General features: G+C 64.8%; 21 protein-coding genes. 5 read left to right on the forward strand and 16 right to left on the reverse strand.

Going from position 1 to position 20,917, the window contains the following annotated elements; all coding sequences use genetic code 11:
• Nucleotides 1–70: 70 nt before the first annotated feature.
• Complete coding sequence (locus tag AWB65_RS11250; RefSeq protein WP_087667286.1) at nucleotides 71–961, reverse strand: LysR substrate-binding domain-containing protein; 891 nt, start codon at nucleotides 959–961, stop codon at nucleotides 71–73.
• 106 nt (nucleotides 962–1,067) lie between these two features.
• Between AWB65_RS11250 and AWB65_RS11255 the strand changes: the two genes are divergently transcribed.
• The 4 genes from AWB65_RS11255 to AWB65_RS11270 are packed head-to-tail and all read left to right on the forward strand — an operon-like array spanning nucleotide 1,068 to nucleotide 4,993.
• On the forward strand, nucleotides 1,068–2,147 hold the full coding sequence (locus tag AWB65_RS11255) for a tartrate dehydrogenase (RefSeq protein ID WP_087667236.1): 1,080 nt from the start codon (nucleotides 1,068–1,070) through the stop codon (nucleotides 2,145–2,147).
• A 25-nt stretch (nucleotides 2,148–2,172) separates the two neighbouring features.
• Complete coding sequence (locus tag AWB65_RS11260; protein WP_087667237.1) at nucleotides 2,173–3,645, forward strand: NAD-dependent succinate-semialdehyde dehydrogenase; 1,473 nt, start codon at nucleotides 2,173–2,175, stop codon at nucleotides 3,643–3,645.
• Nucleotides 3,642–4,619 (forward strand): M14 family metallopeptidase, encoded by a 978-nt coding sequence (locus AWB65_RS11265; RefSeq protein WP_087667238.1) that lies wholly within the window; start codon nucleotides 3,642–3,644, stop codon nucleotides 4,617–4,619. Before AWB65_RS11260 ends, AWB65_RS11265 begins: the two co-directional genes overlap by 4 nt.
• Nucleotides 4,620–4,648: 29 nt before the next feature.
• Nucleotides 4,649–4,993 (forward strand): cupin domain-containing protein, encoded by a 345-nt coding sequence (locus AWB65_RS11270; protein ID WP_087667239.1) that lies wholly within the window; start codon nucleotides 4,649–4,651, stop codon nucleotides 4,991–4,993.
• Between the two features lie 47 nt (nucleotides 4,994–5,040).
• On the opposite strand, the gene AWB65_RS11275 is transcribed toward AWB65_RS11270, so the two are convergent.
• From AWB65_RS11275 to AWB65_RS11340, 14 genes are read right to left on the reverse strand one after another with little or no spacing between them, the layout of a single operon-like run.
• Nucleotides 5,041–6,444, reverse strand: coding sequence for an MFS transporter (locus tag AWB65_RS11275; protein ID WP_087667240.1), 1,404 nt, complete (start codon nucleotides 6,442–6,444; stop codon nucleotides 5,041–5,043).
• 40 nt (nucleotides 6,445–6,484) lie between these two features.
• Entirely contained in the window at nucleotides 6,485–7,699 is a 1,215-nt protein-coding gene (locus AWB65_RS11280; RefSeq protein WP_087667287.1) for an NAD(P)/FAD-dependent oxidoreductase, read from the reverse strand.
• A gap of 7 nt (nucleotides 7,700–7,706) precedes the next feature.
• Nucleotides 7,707–8,672, reverse strand: coding sequence for a VOC family protein (locus AWB65_RS11285; protein ID WP_087667241.1), 966 nt, complete (start codon nucleotides 8,670–8,672; stop codon nucleotides 7,707–7,709).
• 10 nt (nucleotides 8,673–8,682) lie between these two features.
• Nucleotides 8,683–10,173 (reverse strand): aldehyde dehydrogenase, encoded by a 1,491-nt coding sequence (locus AWB65_RS11290; RefSeq protein WP_087667242.1) that lies wholly within the window; start codon nucleotides 10,171–10,173, stop codon nucleotides 8,683–8,685.
• A gap of 30 nt (nucleotides 10,174–10,203) precedes the next feature.
• On the reverse strand, nucleotides 10,204–11,028 hold the full coding sequence (locus tag AWB65_RS11295; RefSeq protein ID WP_087667243.1) for an aspartate dehydrogenase: 825 nt from the start codon (nucleotides 11,026–11,028) through the stop codon (nucleotides 10,204–10,206).
• On the reverse strand, nucleotides 11,021–12,688 hold the full coding sequence (locus tag AWB65_RS11300) for a thiamine pyrophosphate-binding protein (protein WP_087667244.1): 1,668 nt from the start codon (nucleotides 12,686–12,688) through the stop codon (nucleotides 11,021–11,023). Before AWB65_RS11300 ends, AWB65_RS11295 begins: the two co-directional genes overlap by 8 nt.
• On the reverse strand, nucleotides 12,681–13,478 hold the full coding sequence (locus AWB65_RS11305; protein ID WP_087667245.1) for an SDR family oxidoreductase: 798 nt from the start codon (nucleotides 13,476–13,478) through the stop codon (nucleotides 12,681–12,683). The genes AWB65_RS11300 and AWB65_RS11305 overlap by 8 nt, the downstream gene beginning before the upstream one ends.
• The gene (locus AWB65_RS11310) at nucleotides 13,475–14,335 is read right to left on the reverse strand and encodes an IclR family transcriptional regulator (protein ID WP_087667246.1); all 861 of its coding nucleotides are present in this window, start codon (nucleotides 14,333–14,335) and stop codon (nucleotides 13,475–13,477) included. Before AWB65_RS11310 ends, AWB65_RS11305 begins: the two co-directional genes overlap by 4 nt.
• Nucleotides 14,336–15,202: an alpha/beta fold hydrolase gene (locus tag AWB65_RS11315; protein WP_087667247.1), complete on the reverse strand. Its 867-nt coding sequence runs from the start codon at nucleotides 15,200–15,202 to the stop codon at nucleotides 14,336–14,338.
• Nucleotides 15,203–15,206: 4 nt separating this feature from the next.
• Nucleotides 15,207–15,734 carry a cupin domain-containing protein gene (locus AWB65_RS11320; RefSeq protein WP_087667248.1) on the reverse strand — a complete coding sequence of 176 codons (528 nt, stop codon included), beginning with the start codon at nucleotides 15,732–15,734 and terminating at the stop codon, nucleotides 15,207–15,209.
• 31 nt (nucleotides 15,735–15,765) lie between these two features.
• A complete protein-coding gene (locus AWB65_RS11325; RefSeq protein WP_087667249.1) occupies nucleotides 15,766–16,521 on the reverse strand; it encodes an SDR family oxidoreductase in 756 nt (251 codons plus the stop codon).
• On the reverse strand, nucleotides 16,514–17,569 hold the full coding sequence (locus AWB65_RS11330) for an aromatic ring-hydroxylating dioxygenase subunit alpha (RefSeq protein WP_087667250.1): 1,056 nt from the start codon (nucleotides 17,567–17,569) through the stop codon (nucleotides 16,514–16,516). The genes AWB65_RS11325 and AWB65_RS11330 overlap by 8 nt, the downstream gene beginning before the upstream one ends.
• 36 nt (nucleotides 17,570–17,605) lie before the next feature.
• The gene (locus AWB65_RS11335) at nucleotides 17,606–17,917 is read right to left on the reverse strand and encodes a recombinase-like helix-turn-helix domain-containing protein (protein ID WP_087667251.1); all 312 of its coding nucleotides are present in this window, start codon (nucleotides 17,915–17,917) and stop codon (nucleotides 17,606–17,608) included.
• Between the two features lies 1 nt (nucleotide 17,918).
• The gene (locus AWB65_RS11340; protein ID WP_087667252.1) at nucleotides 17,919–18,236 is read right to left on the reverse strand and encodes a non-heme iron oxygenase ferredoxin subunit; all 318 of its coding nucleotides are present in this window, start codon (nucleotides 18,234–18,236) and stop codon (nucleotides 17,919–17,921) included.
• Between the two features lie 443 nt (nucleotides 18,237–18,679).
• Between AWB65_RS11340 and AWB65_RS11345 the strand changes: the two genes are divergently transcribed.
• Nucleotides 18,680–19,753 (forward strand): porin, encoded by a 1,074-nt coding sequence (locus AWB65_RS11345; RefSeq protein ID WP_087667253.1) that lies wholly within the window; start codon nucleotides 18,680–18,682, stop codon nucleotides 19,751–19,753.
• Between the two features lie 20 nt (nucleotides 19,754–19,773).
• Here the strand turns inward: AWB65_RS11345 and AWB65_RS11350 are convergent, their stop codons facing one another.
• Nucleotides 19,774–20,667 carry an IclR family transcriptional regulator gene (locus AWB65_RS11350; RefSeq protein WP_087667254.1) on the reverse strand — a complete coding sequence of 298 codons (894 nt, stop codon included), beginning with the start codon at nucleotides 20,665–20,667 and terminating at the stop codon, nucleotides 19,774–19,776.
• Between the last annotated feature and the right edge of the window lie 250 nt (nucleotides 20,668–20,917).

Below are 20,917 nucleotides of genomic sequence, written 5' to 3' on the forward strand. Positions count from 1 at the left end.
TAAACGTTGCCGACGCCAGAGCGAATTGTTCGAGGCCGATTAACCTCAGACCGCCTGGGAGTTGGCTTCGTTACCCCAACTCCTCCCCCAAAAACTCCACACAAACTCTAACCTTCGCCGAAGCCGCCACTCTAGCCGGATAAACCGCCCAAACATTAGCGCTTTGGGTAACGTCGGGCAGCACCTGCACCAACGCCCCACTTTCAAGCAAGGGCCGAACATCCCACATCGACCGCAGCACAATCCCTCGCCCGGCAAGCGCCCATTGCACCGCCACCTCCCCATGATTAGTAGACAAAGGCCCGGTCACCTTAATAGAAGTCATCTCCCCACGCACGCTCAAACGCCAGAGCCCAAACGGATGATCCCGTTCCTTGATCGCAAGACACTGATGCGCCCCAAGATCCGCCACCGTCTTCGGCACCCCATGCTTCTCCACATACCCCGGCGACGCACACAAAACCCGATGATTCTCCGCCAGCTTCTTCGCGATCAAATGCGGCGCGATGTCATCGCCGATCCGCACATCGAGATCGAACCCTTCCCCCGCGACATCCACGATCCGATCAAACAACTCCAGCCGCACGCTCAACTGCGGATACCGCTCCGTCAATCGTGCCAGAGCAGGCGCCACAACATGCCGCCCAAACCCAAAACTACTGGACACCGAAAGCGTCCCCCGTGGCAGGCGTCTCGTAGTCGAAACGTCCTCGACTAGCTGATCGACGTCGTCCAGAATCTTCTCGGCCCATGCGTAAACGCGCTCTCCCGCCTCGGTAATCGCCACCCGACGCGTCGACCGGTGCAGCAGTCGCGTGCCGAGGTCCGCCTCCAGCACGCTCACCCGCTTGCTGACATACGCTGCCGACACCGAAAGCGCGTCGGCAGCCGCGCTGAAGCTGGCTTTGCGAGCAACGAGGCAGAAAACACGCAGGTCGTCGAGATTCGGCGTAGGGTTCAAAACTTTCTTCACGATACGTGCATAGTGGCTTAACCAAAACAACGATTCTAAGATGTTCGAGCAGGAATAAACTATCCCTCATCGACACTTTCATCAGGAGACTCGCATGAGCAAGACATACCGGATCGCCGTCATTCCCGGAGACGGAATCGGCAAGGAAGTGATGCCCGAAGGCCTGCGCGCGCTCGACGCCGTCAGCAAGCGCTTCAATATCGCGATTGAATACCAGCACATCGAGTGGGCAAGCTGCGACTACTACGCCAAGCACGGCCAGATGATGCCGGACGACTGGAAGTCGCAGCTCGAAGGCGCCGACGCGATCCTCTTCGGCGCGGTCGGCTGGCCCGACACCGTGCCCGATCACGTCTCGCTCTGGGGATCGCTACTCAAGTTTCGCCGCGAATTCGACCAGTACATCAACCTGCGCCCGGCGCGTCTCTTCGACGGCGTGCCCTCCCCGCTCGCGGGCCGCAAAGCCGGCGACATCGACTTCATGATCGTGCGCGAAAACACCGAAGGCGAATATTCGTCGGTCGGCGGCACGATGTTCGAAGGCACGGACCGCGAACTCGTGATGCAGCAATCGATCTTCACGCGCAAGGGCTCGGAGCGCGTGCTGAAGTTCGCATTCGATCTCGCCATGCGCCGCGAGAAGAAGATCACCGTCGCGACGAAAAGCAACGGCATCTCGATCAGCATGCCGTGGTGGGATGCACGCGCCGCCGAAGTCGCCGCGCTCTACCCCGACGTGAAATGGGACAAGCAGCACATCGACATCCTCTGCGCGCGCTTCGTGCTGAACCCGGATCGCTTCGACGTGGTCGTCGCGACCAATCTCTTCGGCGACATCCTCTCGGACCTGGGCCCCGCGTGCACCGGCACGATCGGCATCGCGCCGTCGGGCAACCTGAATCCGGAAGGCACGTTCCCGTCGCTCTTCGAACCGGTCCACGGCTCGGCACCCGACATCTCCGGCAAGAACATCGCCAACCCGATCGCGATGGTCTGGTCCGCCGCGATGATGCTCGACTTCCTCGGCGGCGGCCAGGGCGTGGAACGCGAAGCGCACGACGCAATGCTTGCCGCCATCGAAGCGGTATTGAAGGAAGGCCCGCATACCGGCGACCTCGGCGGCAAGGCCAATACGACCGAAGTCGGCAAGGCCATTGCCGAACGCCTCGCGTGATCGAAGTGTGAAAGGAGTCTGCAACATGGCATCGAAGCTGGAACTCAAGGACCTGATCCGTCCCGACAACTTCATCGACGGCAAGTGGGTCGCCGCCGCGAGCGGCAAGCGCTTCGGCGTGACGAACCCGGCGACGGGCGAAGTCATCGCCGACGTCGCCGACAGCGGTGAAGCCGACGCGCGCGCCGCCACCGACGCCGCCGCGCGCGCCTTCCCCGCGTGGCGCGACGCGCTGCCCAAAGAGCGCGCGGCGGTGCTGCATCGCTGGCACGACCTGATGATGGAAAACGCCGACGCGCTCGGCCGGCTCATCTCGCTCGAACAGGGCAAGCCGTTCGCGGAAGGCCGCGGCGAGGTGCTGTACGGCGCGTCCTACGTGAAGTGGTTCGCGGACGAAGCGACGCGCATCTACGGCGACATCATTCCGCAGCAGCAGCGCGGCAAGCGGATGACGGCGGTGAAGGAGCCGGTCGGCATCGTCGCGGCGATCACGCCGTGGAATTTCCCGCTCGCGATGATCGCGCGCAAGATCGCGCCCGCGCTGGCGGCGGGGTGCACGGTCGTCGGCAAGCCGGCCGAGGACACGCCGCTCACCGCGCTCGCGCTCGTCCTGCTCGCGCATGAGGCGGGCGTGCCGCCGGGCGTGCTGAACCTGATCGCGGCGTCGCGCGAGAACGCGGTGTCGGCCGTCGCCTCGTGGCTGCATGACAGCCGCGTGCGCAAGATCACGTTCACCGGCTCGACGCCGGTCGGCAAGTATCTGGCGCGCGAATCAGCGGAGACGTTGAAGAAGCTGTCGCTGGAACTGGGCGGCAACGCGCCCTTCATCGTCTTCGACGACGCCGATCTCGACGCCGCCGTCACGGGCCTCCTCGTCTCGAAGTTCCGCAACGGCGGGCAGACGTGCGTGTGTCCGAATCGCGTGTACGTGCAATCGGGCGTGTACGAAAAGTTCGGCGACATGCTCGCGAAACGCGTCGCGGCGCTGAAGGTCGCGCCCGCCACCGACCCCGACGCGCAGATCGGCCCGATGATCAACGCGCGCGCAATCGACAAGATCGTGCGCCACGTCGACGATGCCGTGGCCCAAGGTGCGCGCGTGCTCGCGGGCGGCAAGCGGCTGACCGCGCTCGGACCGAACTACTACGCGCCGACCGTGCTCGCCGATGCCACGTCCGCGATGCAATTGAGCTGTGAAGAGACGTTCGGCCCGGTCGTGCCGTTGTTCCGTTTCGACGACGAAGCCGAAGCGCTACGCGCCGCCAACGACACGCCGTTCGGCCTCGCGTCGTACTTCTATAGTCAGGACATTCGCCGCATCGACCGGGTGTCACGCGGGCTCGAAGCGGGCATCGTCGGCATCAACGAAGGCGCGCTCGCGAGCGAAGCGGCGCCGTTCGGCGGCGTGAAGGAATCGGGCTACGGCCGCGAGGGATCGAAGTACGGTCTCGACGATTACCTGTCGATCAAATATCTCTGCCAGGGCGGTCTCGAATGAGCATCGAAGCCTATCCGATCGAAGTCGCGTTCCCCGATATCTCCGCGCACGAAGCGAGCGACTCGGGTATCGCGTACGTGCATACGTTCGACTCCGGCGTCGCCGGGCCGCACGTGATGATCAACGCGCTCACGCACGGCAACGAAGTGTGCGGCGCGATCGTCGTCGATGCGCTCTTGCGCGCGAAGTTGCGGCCACGTCGCGGTCGCCTGACGCTTGCCTTCGCGAACGTCGCGGCGTATCTGAGCTTCGATGCGTCGAAGCCCGACGCCGCGCGTTTCGTCGATCAGGACTTCAACCGCGTGTGGACCGCGAAGACGCTCGACGACACGTCGCGTGTCTCCAGTGAACTCGAACGCGCGCGCACGATGCGTCCCGTGATCGATACCGTCGATCTCCTGCTCGACCTCCATTCGATGCACGAGAAAAGCAAGCCGCTGATCGTGGCGGGACCGCTTGCGAAGGGCATCGAGTTGTCGGCGAAGCTTGGAGCACCCACGACCGTGATCTGCGACGAAGGCCATCCTGAAGGCCGTCGCATGCGCGATTACGAAGGCTTCGGCGATGCCGCGAGTCCGAAGAACGCGCTCCTGATCGAATGCGGACAGCATTGGGAGGCGAGCGCCGTCGATGTCGCGCGCGATGTCACCGCGCGCTTTCTGACGCTCTCGGGCGTGGTCGATGCAAGCGACTTGCCGCAAGACTGGTTCGCGCCGCTGCCCGATGAAATGCTCGTCGTGCGGGTGACGGAACCGGTGGTTGCAGAGAGTCTCGACTTCAAATTCGCCGGGCCTTATACCGGTCTCGAAGTCTTCGAGAAAGCAGGCAGCGTGATCGGCTGGTCGGAGGGAAAGGCGGTCGTTACGCCTTACGACGACTGCATGCTCGTGATGCCATCGCTCAGGCAACTGCGCCCGGGCGTGACCGTCGTGCGGCTCGGCAAGATCGAGCAGCGCATCGCTGCTTCACGCTGAACCTTTAACCCTCACCGAATACGAGCGACATGAAAGTACAGCAGATCAGGCAGAGCATCGCCCTCGAAGGACTGGAAGACTGGGGCACGGCAGGCCTCCCCGGCACGCCGGAGATTCGCGTCTCCGGCGCACAGCGCGTGATTCCGGGCGCAGAAGCGATCGATACGGGCATCTTCGAATGCACGCCCGGCACGTATCGGCGCTCGGTGAAGCAGGCGGAAGTAATGCACATGCTTAGCGGAAGCGGCCGCTTTACGCCCGATGGCGAAGACACGGTTCACTTCAAAGGCGGCGATACGCTCTTCTTCGAAGCAAATACAGAAGGACTGTGGGAAGTCGAAGAGACGATGCGCAAGGTGTATGTGATTTTCTGATCGCTTCTGGAAACGGGGCGCATCGTCGATGCGCCCCGTTTCCTTTATCAAGCCTCAAGCTGCTCCAGCACCTTCCCCTTCGTCTCGATTCCGAGAAAATGCACCGCGACGGCCGCCAGCACCGGCACGGCGGCGAGCAGATAGAACGCCATGTCCAGATTGCCGCCCACGAGCGTCTTGCCCACCAGCGCAGGCGCGAAAATCGCCGCGATCTTCAGCCACGCGCCGCCCAGACCGCAGCCGAACGCGCGAATACTCGTCGGATAAAGCTCCGGCGTGTACACGTAAGCGGTGATGAACCCGCACGCCATGAAGCCGAGCGCCAGCGCGCAGAACGTCGCGACCACATACACCGACTGCGTATGGAACACGCCCGCCAGCACGAGCGACACTGCGCACAGCACGAACGACAGGTTGATCACCGGCTTGCGCCCGACCTTGTCCACGATGAGCGCGCACGTCAGCGAGCCGAGCACGCCGAGCACCGATGCCGCGACCGCCAGGTTCAGCGCAAGTTGCAGCGGCGCGTGATACACGGTCTTGTAGATCGTCGGGAGCCACGTCGATAGGCCGTACTGGATCACGCCGCACGTCATCCACAGCAGCGCGACCGCGACGGTGCGCTTGATGTAGGCGCGACCAAACAGATCGGCCATGCGGCGCTTCGGGTGACGATGCACCATCGCTTCGAACTCGGCCACGTCCTTCACCGGCGGCAGCGGGCCTTTCACACTCGCTTCGAACGCGTTGAGCGCGCGGTCGGCATCGGCCATGCGCTCGCGCTCGCCGAGCCAGCGCGGCGATTCGGGCACGAGCACGCGCAGAAGGAAGAACAGCACGAGCGGCACGCCGCCGATGAAGTACATCGCTTCCCAGCCGAAGCGCGGCACGATCCACGCGCCGAGCGCATTCGATGCGAGCAGGCCGATCGGGAACACGATCTCATACAGCAGCACGAAGCGCCCGCGTCCGTGAGCGCGTGTGATCTCGTTGATGTAAGTCGCCGCCACCGGCAACTCGCCGCCGAGCCCCAATCCCTGCACGATGCGCAGCGCGACGAATACGGCGAACGTCGGCGCAAAGCCGCACGCGATGCTCGTGAGGCCGATGATTCCCGAACTCCACGCAATCGCCCGCACGCGGCCGTAGCGTTCCGCGAGCGACGGGAACAGGAACGCGCCGATCAGTTGCCCGATTGATCCCGACGCGATCAAAAAGCCGACCTGTCCGGGCGTCAGCCCCCACTTCTGGATGAGCAGCGGCAGCGTGGCCGCGATAGTGATGACGTCGAAGCCGTCGAAGAAGGTCGCCGCGCCGATCAGAATCCGCGCGCGCACCTGCATGGCGTTCGCCGGCAGGCGCTCGATGCGCGCGATGATCGACCCTTTGGTCACCGTGCCCGAGACGCTGGCGCCGCCCTGCTCCGCGATCGTGTTGCCGATAGTTCTCATGCCTGTTCCCTGTCGTGTTGTGTGCCGATCGAGCCAGCGCTCAGGCGAGCGCTTTGCCCGCATCGACGAGCGTCGCGACATCCACCGCGCGCCCCTGTCCCATCCATTTGCGCGCGAGCTTCAGATCGCGCGGCGAGTTGATCGCGATGACGCCGCGAATCATGCCATCGTCGAGGAAGAAGAGCGTCGCGCGCCTCGCCTGCAGATCGCCGCGCACGGCGGGTTCGACGCCCGCCGGAATGTCGCCGAGAATCTGCAGGTTCACGTCGTACTGATCCGACCAGAACCACGGAATCTCCGCGTATGGCGCGCGCACGCCCATCAGCGCCTTCGCGGTCGCGATCGCCTGGTTCTGCGCGTTCGCCCACGATTCGAGCCGCACGCGGCGCTTCAGCCACGCGTTTGGATGATTCGCGACGTCGCCGCAAGCGAACACGCAGGGGTCGCTCGTCGCACCGAATTCATCGACGACGATGCCGTCGTTCACTTCCAGCCCGGCGTTTTCCGCGAGCGACGTATGCGGCGTCAGCCCGATGCCCGCCACGGCGAAATCGGCGTCGAGCGTCGAGCCATCGGCGAACCTGGCGCGCACGCCTTCGTCGCGATCGTCGACCGACACGAGCGCTGCGTTCAGGCGAATATCGACGCCGTTCGAGCGATGCAACTCAAGCAGGAAGTCCGACACGCCCTGCGGCACCGACCGTCCGCAAAGACGCGGCGCGCCTTCGACGACCGTCACGTCGACGCCCAGCTTGCGCGCCGTCGCCGCCACTTCGAGTCCAATCCAGCCGCCGCCGATCACCAGCACGCGCTGGCTCTGGCGAAGCCGCGAGCCGAGCGTGACGGCATCGTCGAGCGTGCGCAGATACGTGACGTGCGAGGTTCTGACGAGCCACTCGGCCAAACGACGTGCGGCGCCGCCGGTCGCGATCACGAGGCGGTCGTAGCGCACCTCGCGGCCGCTCGCCGTATGCACGATGCGCGCCGCGCGATCGATCGACGTTGCGCAATCCGGCTGCCACGCTTCGACGTCGAGCGCCGCGAAATCGTCGGTGTTGACGAGGCGCACGGTGTCGATACCGGCGTCGCCCGAAAGCACGGCCTTTGAGAGCGGCGGACGCTCGTAAGGCAGATGGATCTCGTCGGCGATCATCACGAGGCGGCCGTCGAAGCCTTCCTTGCGCAAGGTCTTCACGATCCAGCCCGCCGCCTGTCCGCCGCCGATCACGACGATCGTGCGCGGCGCGTCCTGCATGATGTCGTCAGCCATTTTTCCGCTCCGTCATGAACTTGCCCTCGGGCGCCTTCGCGTTCTTCTGACGGCGCGTATTGCCGTCGAGCCCGCCATCGACCGCCCATTCCGCGAATACGGTCGGCCCCGGCTCGAAGTCGCGCGGCTGCCACTCGGGCGTGAGAATGTCCTCGTCCGCGTAGTACTCGATCAACCCGCCCGCCGGATTCTGGAAGTACCAGAAATACGCCGACGACACCGGATGCCGCCCCGGCCCGAGCTGCGTCGTCCAGCCGCAGCGGCTGATGTGCAGGCCGCCGCCGAACACTTCGTGGATGTCGCGCACGGTGAACGCGACGTGATTCAGGCCGCGCTTGCCGTCGGGCAGTTGCAGCAGGAACAGGTCGTGATGCCCGCCGTGCGGCGCGCAGCGCATGAACGCGCCGCGTCCCGGATAGCGGTCCGAGGTCTCGAAGCCGAGCAGCTCGTGATAGAACTTCTCCTGCTCGGCGACGCAGTTCGTGAAGAACACGACATGCCCCACTTCGACCGGCTCCGCGCGCTCGTATACCGGACTCGGCGTATCGACGCGCAGGGTTTGGCCCCACACGTTTGAAGGCGAGCCCTTTGCGTCGATCGCGCGCTTGCGTGTGACTTCGACGCGGATCGCCATGCCGTTCGGATCGATGCAACCGACCGCCGACTCCGTTTCGAAATGTCCCGGCTGACCGGCGAAGCGTCCTCGCAAGGCGTCGAGTTCTGCGTTCGTCGCCACGCCCCAGGTCACTTCGCGCAAGGTCGGACCTGGCTCGAAAGCGGGCGGCAGCGACGGGTCGTTCGCATCGACAGCTAGGATCGTGCAGCCGTTGAGCGACTCGAAGCGCGCGCGGGTTTCGTCGTGTGCGACTTCCTTCAGGCCCCAGTCGGCGAAGAAGCGCCGGCAGGTGTCGAGGTCGGTCACACCGTAGGTAATCTGTTCAATGCCAAGGATCGTCATAGGTGCCTCTTCAGTTCGCCCACGGCAGCGGTGCGTCGTTCAGGCCCCAGTACATGCTCTTCTGCTGCATGTACTCGCAGATCCCGAGACGCCCCTTCTCGCGGCCCATGCCGCTGTCCTTCCAGCCGCCGAACGGCGTCGAAATCGAAAACTGCTTGTAGGTGTTGATCCAGACCGTGCCCGTTTCGAGCGCGCGGCCGAGGCGCCAGGCGCGCTTGTAGTCGGCGGTCCAGATGCCGGCGGCGAGGCCGAACACGCTGTCGTTCGCTTCCTTCAGGAGCGATGCTTCGTCGTCGAAAGGCATGACGACCAGCACCGGCCCGAAAATCTCTTCCTGGCAAATCCGCGCGCCGTTGGTCAGACCTTCGAGGATCGTCGGCAGATAGAAAAAACCTTGCTCGCGGCCGTCGCCGGTCGGGCGTTCTCCGCCGCACAACAGCGTGCCGCCCTCTTCCAGCCCGAGCGCGACATACCGCTCCACCGACTCGCGATGCTGCCCCGTGATGAGCGGCCCCATCTGCGTGTCTTCGCGCGACGGGTCGCCCACGCGCAGCTTGCGGGCGCCATCGGCGAGACGCTTGACGAATTCCTTATAAATCGAGCACTGCACGAAAAGCCGCGACCCCGCGATGCACGATTCGCCCGACGAGCTGAAGATGCCGTACAGCACGCCGTTCACCGCGTGATCGAGATCGGCGTCTTCGAAGACGATGGTCGGCGACTTGCCGCCCAGTTCCAGCGATACCGGCATCAGCTTGTCCGCCGCCAGCCGCGCGATGCCGCGCCCCACTTCCGTGCCGCCCGTGAAAGCGATCTTCCTGACGAGCGGATGGCGCACGAGCGCATCGCCGACGATCGAGCCCTTGCCCGGCAGCACGCTGATCACACCGGCCGGCACGCCCGCTTCCTCGCAGATGCGAGCGAGCGCGAGCGACGCGAGCGGCGTCACTTCGGCAGGCTTCAGCACGACGGCGTTGCCGGCCGCGAGCGCGGGCGCGAGCTTCTGCGCATCGGAGGCGATCGGCGAATTCCACGGCGTGATCGCCGCGACGACGCCGAGCGGCTCGTGCACACTCATCGTCATGAAGTCGCCGCGCGAAGGCGTCAGCGTCTCTTCGAACGTTTCGACGCACGCCGCGAAATAGCGGAACGTGTTCGCCGCGCTCGTAACGAGCCCGCGCGTCTCGCTGATCGGCTTGCCGTTGTCGCGGCGCTGCAATTGCGCGAGCGATTCATGACGCGCGTTGATCAGATCGGCGATGCGATGCAGAACGGCCGCGCGCTGATGCGGTTTCAGACCCGCCCAGTTCGGCTTGCGCCATGCGGCATCGGCGGCTTCGACGGCTTCGCGCGCGTCGTCGGCGCTCGCGGCCGTGATCTCCGCGTTGATCGACTGGTCGGCGGGATAGAGGCTCGCGTACGCGGCGCCACGGCCGGCGCGCCACTCGCCGCCGATGAAGATATCGCTCGACGCGATCAGACTGGATTCGGGTTGATTCATTCTCAGGTTCCTTTCAGCTCGGCGCTTCGCTTAAATCACGCAGCGTGCCGCGCGATTGCGCAGCGCGCGGATCGCGCTGAACGCTGTCAGCGCGGAGGTCTTAGGGTTGTCGGGCAACGGCTTGCCGCTCATCTCCAGCGACATCTCGCCGAACGCGCCGCGCGCCACGATGCAATGCACGTTGCGCTCGACAGCCGGATCGGCAATCAGTCGCACGATCGTCTGATCGAGGCCGAGGCCCGCGAGCGCGATCGTCGCCGCGACGTTCGCGTTCTTCGGATAGAGCCGCGCCGCATCGCGCGCGCTGCCTTCGAAGATCACGCGCGCTTCGGTCAGCGCGCGCAGGTCGCAGAGGTCTTCGGCAGGCGTGCCGAGCCAGCCGGTCGGCGGCTTGCGGCCCGTGTAGAGCACTTCGTCGAGGCCGCCTTCTTTTGCGGCGGCGAGCGCATCGACGCCGCCGATCGCGCCCGAGAGCAGCGTGAGCGTCGCCGCGCCTTCGCCGGCCGCGTTCGAGAGCGCGTCGAGCAGGCTCATGTCGGAGAGCGCGCCGATCGAGGCGACAGCGCAGTCCGTGCCGGACTTCAGCAACGGCACGACGTGATCGACGAGCGCGCTATGCCCCGCGCATTCCAGCGCGAACTGCGGATGGCTGCTGAGCGCATCGACCGAGGAGACGACGTCCACGTCCGCGCCCACCGACTCGCGCACTTGCGCCATGTAGCGCTCGGGCACGATCACGTGCGAGACGTGCACTTGCGGATCGGCCGCAACCGCGCGATACACGGCCGAGCCGATCGCGCCGAAGCCGATCATCGCGACATCGATCGCGGCGTGCGGAGCGTGCCCGTTACGCATATTCCGGCTCCTTCGGCTCTTCCTTCTTGACGGGCGGACCGGCGAACGCGGTCGCGAACGAGCCGACCGAAAGCATGTCCACTTCCACCAGTACAGGACCGTTGATGGCAAGCCCTTCGCGGATGATGTCGTCCGCGTGATCGAGCGACGAGATGCGCCGGTGCGTCATGCCGAAGCTCGCGCAGAACTGCGCGAAGTCCGGCTGGTGCAGTTCGACGAACATGCGGCGTCCGCCGTACTGCGCGTCCTGAATGTTGCGGATCACGCCGTAGCACTGGTCGTTCATCAGCACGATCATCACGTTGGCCTTTTCCTGCACGGCCGTGACGAGTTCGCCGACGTTCACCATCAGCCCGCCGTCGCCGACGAGACACACGGTCTTCGCCGCCGATTCAGCCAGCGCCGCGCCGATCGCCATCTGCATGCCCTGCCCGATGCCGCCGCCGAGCGCATGCACGCCCGCGCGCGGCTGGAACACCTTCAGCAGTCGATTGCCCCACGTACTGTTCGAGATCGTCACGTCGCGGACCCAGTTGTAGTCGCGGCCCACCGCGCGCTGCAGCGATTCGACGAGACGCTTGTACGGTCCGAGCCCCTTCGCCACATCGGCGACGGCGGTTTCGCGCGCGGCGGCCAGATCGCCGGCGAACTTCGGATCGATCGCGAGACGGCCTTCGAGGCGCGTCGCGAGATCGTCGAGGACCGCGGCCGCATCGCCGTGCACGAAGAGTTCGTTGCGGTACGCGCGGTTGTCGGCGAGGGCGTCGGCATCGACGCGATAGAGCGGCTGTGGCAGCGCGAGCTTGTACTTCAGCGTCTCGTTGCCACGCAGACGCGAGCCGACGACGACCATCGCATCACACGTCTTGTAGAAGCTTTCCACTGCCGGGTGCACGTTGAATGCGCCGAGCGTCGCCGGATGATCTTCCGGCAACACGCCGCGCCCCTGTACGCTCGTGACCACGCCAAAACCGAGCGCGACGAGCCGTTCGACCGCCGCGCGCGCATGCCGTGTGCCGCCGCCGAGCCAGAGCAGCGGACGCTTCGCGCGCACCAGCGCATCGGCGAGTTGCTCGACACGCGCGCTGTCGTGCGTGAGCGTCGTGACGTGCGGCGCGGCAAGGTCGGCGGGCCATTCGATTTGCGCAGCCTGGATGTCGATCGGAATCTCGACGCTCACCGGCCCGCTCGGCGCGGCTTGGGCGACGCGCACGGCTTCGCGGATCGTCGGCAGCGCGGTTTCGACCGAACGCACGCGGAACGCCGCCTTCGAAATCGACGACAGCATCGACAGTTGATCCGGCGCTTCGTGGATATACGCGAGGTCCTGATCGAGGTATTCGGTTTCGATCTGGCCGGTGATGTGCAGGAGCGCCGTGCCCGCGGTCAGCGCTTCGACCATTGCGCCCGCCGCGTTGCCCGCAGCCGTGCCCGTCGATGTGAACGCGACGCCGAGACCGCCCGACACGCGTGCGAGTCCGTCGGCCATGTTGAGCGCACCCGCTTCGCCGCGCGCACCGACATAGCGCATGTTGCCGCGCCGGCCGATTGCATCGAGGATCGGCATGTTGTGGATCGAGATCACGCCGAACGCCGTGCGCACGCCGCATTGTTCGAGAAAGGCGGCGATCAGTTCGCCGACGGTGGTTGTGTTAGACATGTCGTGCAACGCCTCCAGAGACATCGATGTGACTACCGGTCGTGTACGACGACAGGTTCGTAGCCAGATAAAAAAGTGCCTGCGCCGCTTCTTCGGGACGTCCGAAGCGGCCGAGCGGAATGTTTTTCTTGCGCGCGAGTTCGGCGGTCCAGTCTTCCCAGTTCTGGCCCGGCGCCGCCTGCTCAGCGAAACGCCGCCGCCATTGCCCCGACTCGACGATCCCGATCAGGATCGAATTCACGCGGATGCGCTGTGGCGCGAGTTCGCTCGCGAGCGACTTCACGAGGCTCAATGTCCCCGCGCGCGCCGACGAAGTCGCGACCATGTGCGGCTCGGGTTGCAACGCAAGCAGCGAGTTCACGCAGACGATGGACGGCGCTTCTGCGTCGCGCAGCATCGGGAGAAACGCGCGCGTCGGGCGGATGAGGCTGAAGTACTTCAGCTCCAGTTCTTCGCGCCAGGCGTCGTCGGTGGTGTCGGCGAAGGTCGATACACGCCCTTGCCCCGCGTTGTTCACCAGCATGTCGGTGCGGCCGAAACGCTCGGCGACTTGCGCGGCGAAGGCGGCGACGTCGTCTGCATCGAGGACGTCGCAGCGCGCCGCCAGCAATGGCGCTTGCGGAAACTGCGCCGTGAGCGACGTCTGCGCCGCATTCAGGCGCTCCGCGTTGCGCCCGCAAATCGCGACCGAGGCGCCCGCGCGCAGGAAGAGTTCCGCTGTCGCCAGGCCAATGCCGGACGAGCCGCCCGTCACCACCGCCACCTGCCCTGTGAGATCGATCTGGATCATTGCAACCCCAATGACTTCATGTATTTGCTTTCCGCCGCAGGCCGGTAATTCAGCCGCCGCGAGAGTTCGCCCGCCGCGTTGCGCACCTTGTCGACGAGGCCGCTGTCGAAGAGCGTCGCGTCGATTTCGGGGCGCGGGATCGTCGTCGTGATGACGGCGACGATGCGCCCAGTGTCGTTACGTACCGGCGCGGTGACGACCGAAATCCCCCGCTCGAACGACGACTGGCTGATCGCGTAGCCGCGCTCGGCGTCCTCGCGAACGCGCTCATAAAGCTCCTCGACCGTCTCCGGCGTGAGCTTCGTGAAGCGTTCGAGCGGCTTCTCCGGATACAGCGCACGCATTTCGTCGAGCGAGAGGTCGCCCATCAGCACGTGACCGTGTGTCGTCGCATGAGCGGGCAAACGCGTGCCGACGTTCACCTTCACCGAGCTGAAAATCGGTGCGTGACTCTGCGCCTTCGCGACGAACACGACATCGCGGCCATCGCGAATCAGGATGTGGCTCGTCAGGCCCGTGATGTCGCGCAGGCTCTCGATGATCGGCAGGCCGAGATCGGTCAGTTCGAGCGAACTCAGGTACTCGAAGCCGAGCCGCAGCACCGAAACGCCGAGCCGGTAGTTGCGATCCTTGTCGGCACGTTCGAGAAAACCGAGCGATTCGAGCGTCTGCAAGAGACGGAACACCGTCGTGCGCGGAATCTTCAGGCGCTTCGACAATTCGGGCGCGCCCAGCACCGGCTCGCGCGGCGAAAACTCGGTCAGGATCTTCAGACCGCGTTCAAGGCCCGGCACCATGTAGTTCGTGTCGGCTTTGTCCGCATCGTCCGATGCGGCGCCGATCGTGTCGGGTGTCATTCAATTGCTCCGTTGTGCATTGCCGGCCTGGCAAAACGCATCGATGAGCGTCGTGTAGGCGGCGGGTGATTCGACGTAGCCCGCATGTCCCGCGTGCGGGATCACCCGCAGGCTCACGCCCGCGACGCGCGCGATGCGCTCGCACACGGCGGGCGGCGTGATCGCGTCGTCGGCGCCGACGGCTACCGCGACGCGTCCGCGATAGCGTTGCAAGTCGGCGGCCAAGTCCGCGTTGGCGAGCAGATGCGTCGCCTGCGCGTAGCCGTGCGGGACGATGCGCGCCATGTTCCAGCGCACCCATTCGCGTGCCGTGTCGCTTGCGTGCGCCGAAAGCATGTTCGCGCTGCGGGTATCCGCGAGACCGCGCGGGCCGAGTTCGGCGAGCATCGCGAGACGTGCGTCGCGCTTCGCTTCGCGCTCTTCCACCGATGCCGCGCCATAGCCGCCCGCCGGCGACACGAGCAGCAAGCCCGCGACGCGCGACGCATGCCGTGCCGCGAACGCGCCGCCGATGATCGCGCCGAGCGAATGCGCGACCAGCACGCAGCGCTCGATGTCGAGCGCATCGAGCCAATCGGCGAGTGCCGCCGCGTAGTCCGATGCATCGGGCGACGCGGCGGCAACCGGAGTCGATGCGCCGTACCCCGGCGCATCCCATGCGAGCACGCGCCGCGTCGCGCCGAGCACCTCCATCTGCCGCACCCACGAAGCCGCGCCCGAACCGATGCCATGCAGCAGCACGACCGGCAGGGTGCGCAGATGCGCGGCACCTGCCTCGCGATAACCGATCGTGCGATGCGCGGTGTCGATGCGCGCTTCGGGAAACGAAGCGAGCGCGTCGGCGTGAGTGAGGGTGTGCGCGGTCATGGTCTTAGCGCTTCAGCTTGGCGAGCGGCGAATCCGGCGGATACGTCGGCGTGATCGGCTTCGGCGCGCCGAGCATCACGCACATCAACGCGTCTTCCTCGCCGATGTTCACTTCCGTGCGATACACGCCCGGCGGCACCGAAATCAGGTCGCGCTCGCCGACGATCGTTTCCCACGTCTCGCCGTCCTTTTCGCAGATGACCTTCATTTTTCCGCGGATCACGAAGAAGATCTCTTCGACATCCATGTGGATATGGCTCGGGCCGATGTTGCCGGCGGGGATGACCATCGTCGAGAAGGTGAAGCCGCCGGCCGGAACCGTGTTGACGTCCTTCGCCACGCCCGTGCCGCCCGTGCCGACGTAGCGCATCTGCGCGCGGCGGTACTTCGGGTCGTAGTCGGCCTGAAACTTCAGCGCGTCCCAGTCGTACTTGCGGGTTTCGAGCCGCGCGACGCGCGTGTCCATCCACTGCGCGAAGCTCGCGCCTACCGGCTGGTCCCATGACTTGCGTTCGATATCTGCATCCGCCATCGATCTCTCCTTATCAGCTAGTCTTAATCAATCAATTCATGACGAAGCCGCCGTTCACCGGCAGCAACTGGCCGGTGACGAAGCGCGCCGCGTCGGACAACAGGAACAGCACGGGGCCGTTCACGTCGTCGGGAACTTGCGCGCGGGTCAGCGCGCGGCCTTTCAGGTAGTACTCGTGGCGCTCGGCCGGCACGTAGGCGGTCGCCTCGACTTCGGTCAGGCCAGGCGCGATCGCGTTGACCGTCACGCCGTGCGCGCCGAATTCGCGTGCAAGCGAACGCGTCATCGCGATCACTGCGCCCTTGCTGGCGACGTACGCGAGCAGCTTCGGCGCGCCCCACATCGCCGTATCCGATGCAATGTTCACGATCGCGCCGCGCTTCGAGTCGCGCAGATGCGGCAGCGCCGCCGTGCTCGCGAGCCAGGTGCCGCGCACGTTGACGTTCATCACGGCGTCCCACGTCGCGGTCGAGAGTTCGTCGGCGGACTTGCCACCCGAGTTCGTGATCGCCGCGTTGTTGATCAGGCCGTCGAGGCCGCCGAGCTTCTCCACGCTCATCGCGATGCACGCGTCGACACTCGCCGGATCGGTGAGATCGAGCGGGACGAAGTGGGCGACGCGGCCCGCTTCGCTCAGCGATTTCGCGAGCGCCCGGCCTTCGGTTTCGAGCACATCGCCGAACGCGACGTGCGCGCCGCTTTCAGCGAGCGCCGTGACGAACGCCGCGCCGAGTCCGCGCGCACCGCCGGTCACCAGCACGCGCCGGCCTTCGAGCGCGTCACGCATGAGCCTGCTCCGCGCGGTACGCTTCGAGCGCCGCGAGATGCTGCTGGCCGCGCTGCTTGAACATGCGCCGCACGCGCGTCATGCCGACGTCGTGCTGATAAAGGAACTCGTGATTGCGCGCGTTCGGCGCCATGCTTTCGAGAACGTAGCGGTCCTGTTCGAGCACCGCCCAGTGCAGCCCTTCCAGACGATTGCGATACAGGAAGCGCCACGCGTCGCGCTGCCAGCCCGACACCTTGCGCGTGCGCCAGAAATAGACGACGCAATTGTCTTCATCGACAGGCGTGGCGAACCCGATGATCCCGAAGTTGCCGCCCGGGCCAAACTTCTTCTTGTACGGAATCGCCAGGCGCATCCAGAGGCAGCCCGTCTCGCCGAGTTCGACCCAGTCGAAATTCACGTCGCGCTGGCCAACCTTTTCGAACATCAGGCCCGTATCGGTCTTGCGCACGCGCATGTCAGCCTGCTTGTCGCCTTCGGCCATCGAATGCGACGTCGCGTGCAGATACGCGCCGTGCATCGGGTCCATCACGTTGTCGATTGCGTACTGGTAATTGCACTTCCAGTGCGACATGCAGAGGAAGCTCGCATATTCAGCGCCGACGAGCTCTTCCGGCAGCACGAGCGGCGCCGGCTCCTTGTTCGCCTCGTCGCCGAACCAGAGGAAGATCGCGCCCGCGTGTTCCTCTACCGGATACGACTTCACGCACTTCTGCCCTTCGAGCGGACACGCCGACACCGCCGGCACCTTCTGCACCACACCGCCGCCATCCACTTCGATGCCGTGATACCAGCACGCGACGCTGCCGCCGAGGTTCCATCCGAGCGACAGGCGCGCACCGCGATGCGGGCAGCGGTCTTCGAGCGCGTGGACCTTGCCTTCCTGATCGCGCCAGAGAACGATCTGGTCGCCGAGACGCGTGAGGCCGATCGGCGCGTTCGCGACCTGCCAGCTCGGCGCCACGGGATACCAGTAGTTGCGCAGTCCGCGATCGAGATAGGCCTGGACCGGATCGGCTGCGACGTTGCTTGTGTGGGGGGACGTCATGAAGAAACTCCGAAATCTATTCTTTGGATGCCGCCGTCAGTCGGCCAGCGTGCGCAGTTCCGTGGCGAGCCGCTCGGCGCTCCACGCGCTGCCCTCGGGCGTGCGAAAGCCGATGCGATTCAAGCCTTCGACGACCTGCTCGAGTTCCAGCGCGCCGGCTTCGAACACTTGTTCCAGCGCGTCGCCGAAATCGTTTTCGTACTGGGTCGGCTCGGCCTTGCGCGTTTGCCAGATGAAGTTCTCGGTTTCACCCGGCTTTTCGATGACGCCCTTGCCGGCGACGTTGTTCGGCTGCGGCGCGAGCCACGGCTTGAGTAACGGATTGAAGTTCACGGCGACCTCTCGCATGTCATTCCACCTTGATCTGGATTTCTTCACCGGCGAGCCGCACTGAATACATCCTCAGGTCGCGGCCACCGGGCTCTTTCAAGCATTTGCCGGTCGGGATGTGAAACACGGCCTCGTGCAGCGGACATTCGACGGTGTCCCCGTCGATGAAGCCCTGCGTCAGCAGCGCATACGCATGCGGACAGACGTTTTCGAGCGCGTACACGTCGTCGCCCACTTTGTAGATCCCGACTTCCACGCCGTCGTCGAACTTGAATTCGATCGGAGCGTCTTCCGACAAGTCACCGGCATGTCCGGCGCAGCGCCATTGTTCAGACATCTTTTTACCCTTCCTCTGGTTCGACTATGTTCCATCTAAGGAACGATAGTTTATGTATGGGCATTATAGGAGTCGTTTCGCTGGAAAAAAATAGAAACTTGGCGGCTAGGTGAAAACACCGACGCCGAGCCCTGAAAATGTCCCGCCGATAGCCGTCGCGCAGCACCGTTGCGGTGCTCACAGCCATATTCCGTATGGCTCCGCTGGATATTGCGCGCCCGGTCACACGTCGTTTTTACCGCTCGACCGCCTCTCAAAATTTTATTTTTTCTCGCATTCTGTCTCACTATACTTTCCATAGGCAGCACATCTAACCATATATGGAACAGAAAAGACGATGACTGTCAGGCGCGGATGCAGGCGATCTACGCGAGGAGAAAAGGGGCATTGGAGCGGCGGGAGCAGGTTCCGCCGATGTGAAAGACGGGCTAGGAGAACAAAGGGTGAAGCACATCATCGCAGCCGGGCTGATCGGGGCCGGCATTGCATCGGGCGCATCGGCGCAAAGCAGCGTGACGCTGTATGGCAGTCTGGATGCCGGCGTCGCGTACATCAACAACGCGGGCGGCCATCCGAAGTGGATCCAGGAACAGGGCAACATGCAGCCCGACCGCTGGGGCCTGCGGATCGTCGAGGATCTCGGGGGCGGCTACAAAACGGTCGCGCAACTGGAGAACGGCTTCTACACGAACACCGGCAACTTCGCGAAAGCCGGCACGCTGTGGAACCGGCAGGCGTACGTGGGCTTGAGCCGCGACGACATCGGCACGCTGACCTTCGGCCATCAGACACCGTTCAGCTTCGACATGCTCGGACCGCTTTCCACCGCCTATCTCGCGGCGAGCTGGTACGCGTTCCACCCGGGCAACATCGACGCGCTTGCGGATACCGGCGTCGTGCCCTATGACAACTCGGCCAAATTCCGCTCGGCGAGTTTCGGCGGCTTCACGTTCGGCGCGATGATGGGCCTCGGCAACACGACGGACTTCTCGTTCGGCAAGACGCTCGGCTTCGGCGTGACGTATCAGAACGGTCCGTTCAAGGCGGCAGCGACCTATTCGGACGAACACAACCGCACGCCCGCAATCGTGACGACCGGCATTACCACGTTCCAGGGTCAGTCCGCCGCGACCTACGTCGCCGACAAGCTGCAGAACATGGGCGCGGGCGTGTCATACGAAATCGGCAACGTAGTCGTGCACGGGCTTTATACGCGCGTGAAGCTGGAATCGAACGGCTTTTCGAGCACGTATCAGACCTACGACGCCGGCGCGACCTACAAGATGATCCCGACGAACTGGATCGCAGGCGGTGCCGCGACGACGACCTTCGACGGCAAGCGCTGGACGCAGTTCGAGATCGGCGACATCTACCTGCTCTCGAAGTCGACGCAGCTCTATGTGAACGCGCTTTACGAGCATGGGTCGTCGGGCGCGAAGGGCGCGTTCTTCACGGCGGGAGTGTCGAGCACGGCCAATCAGGTGATCGTGCTCGCAGGGATTCACCACTCGTTCTGAGCGTGGACCTTTGAAGCCGCTCAGCTCGCCGCTGCCGCGTTGCGGCGCGCGAGCGCGGCGGTGGCGTCGCTCGCGTCGGGGCGATAGTTGAGGCGCGTCGAGAGTTCGAGCGCCGCGCCGCACACCGCTTCGACGAGCTGGTTTTTTTCGTCTTCCGAAGAACTGATTTCCGAGCGCGGCACGGTCACGGTGATCGCCGCGACGATCGCACCCATGCGATCCCGCACCGGCGCCGTGACGACCGAAATGCCCCGTTCGAACGATGCCTCGCTCAATCCGAAGCCGAGCGCCGCACATTCGCGCACGCGTTCGTCGAGTTCTTCGACGGTCGCGGGCGTGCGCTCGGTGAATTGTTCGAGCTTGCCTTCGGGATAGAGCTGGCGCAGCGCGTCGAGCGTCAGATCGCCCATGAGGACGTGGCCGTGAACCGTCGCGTGCGCGGGCAGCCGCGTGCCGACGTGCACCTTCACCGAGCTGAACATCGGCTCGTGACTTTGCGACTTCGCAACGAACACGACGTCGCGCTGATCGCGAATCAAGAGGTGCGTCGTCAGGCCGGTCGCGGCACGCAGGCGTTCGAGGACGGGCGTCGCGAAATCGGTGAGTTCGAGCGAACTCATGTATTCGAAGCCGAGCCGCAGCACCGCGACGCCGAGCCGGAAACTGCGGTCGCCGTTCACGCGTTCTAGAAAGCCGAGCGCTTCGAGCGTTTGCAGCAGGCGGAACGTAGTCGTGCGCGGAATGCCGATGCGTTTCGACAGTTCGGGCGCGCCGAGCACCGGCTCGCGTGCCGAGAATTCGGCGAGGATGCGCAAACCGCGCTCGAGCCCCGGCACGAGGTACGTCGATGAGGACGCGTTGGCGTCGTCGTCGGATGCTTCGATTCCTTCTTGCGGCTTGTCTTGCTTTGGCATGTCCGGTTATCGCTTTTGATCGATTAGGCGAATCATAGCGCGGCGCAAGGGCGACTTTTCTTCAAACTCACTGACCGGAATGCGCGTGGAGTTGTAACGTCTTGCGCGCTTTGTCACGTGACATCGTTCTGATGAATGCCGGCGTTGTCGGCCATTGTGGCGCCACATGCCGTTTTCGATGGACGATTCACGACATTGACGGTGTATGCAGCCTTATGTCTTAGATCTGGCACGACTTGTGCAAGCGTCC

Source organism: Caballeronia humi (assembly GCF_001544475.1).
Taxonomy (GTDB): Bacteria; Pseudomonadota; Gammaproteobacteria; order Burkholderiales; family Burkholderiaceae; genus Caballeronia; species Caballeronia humi.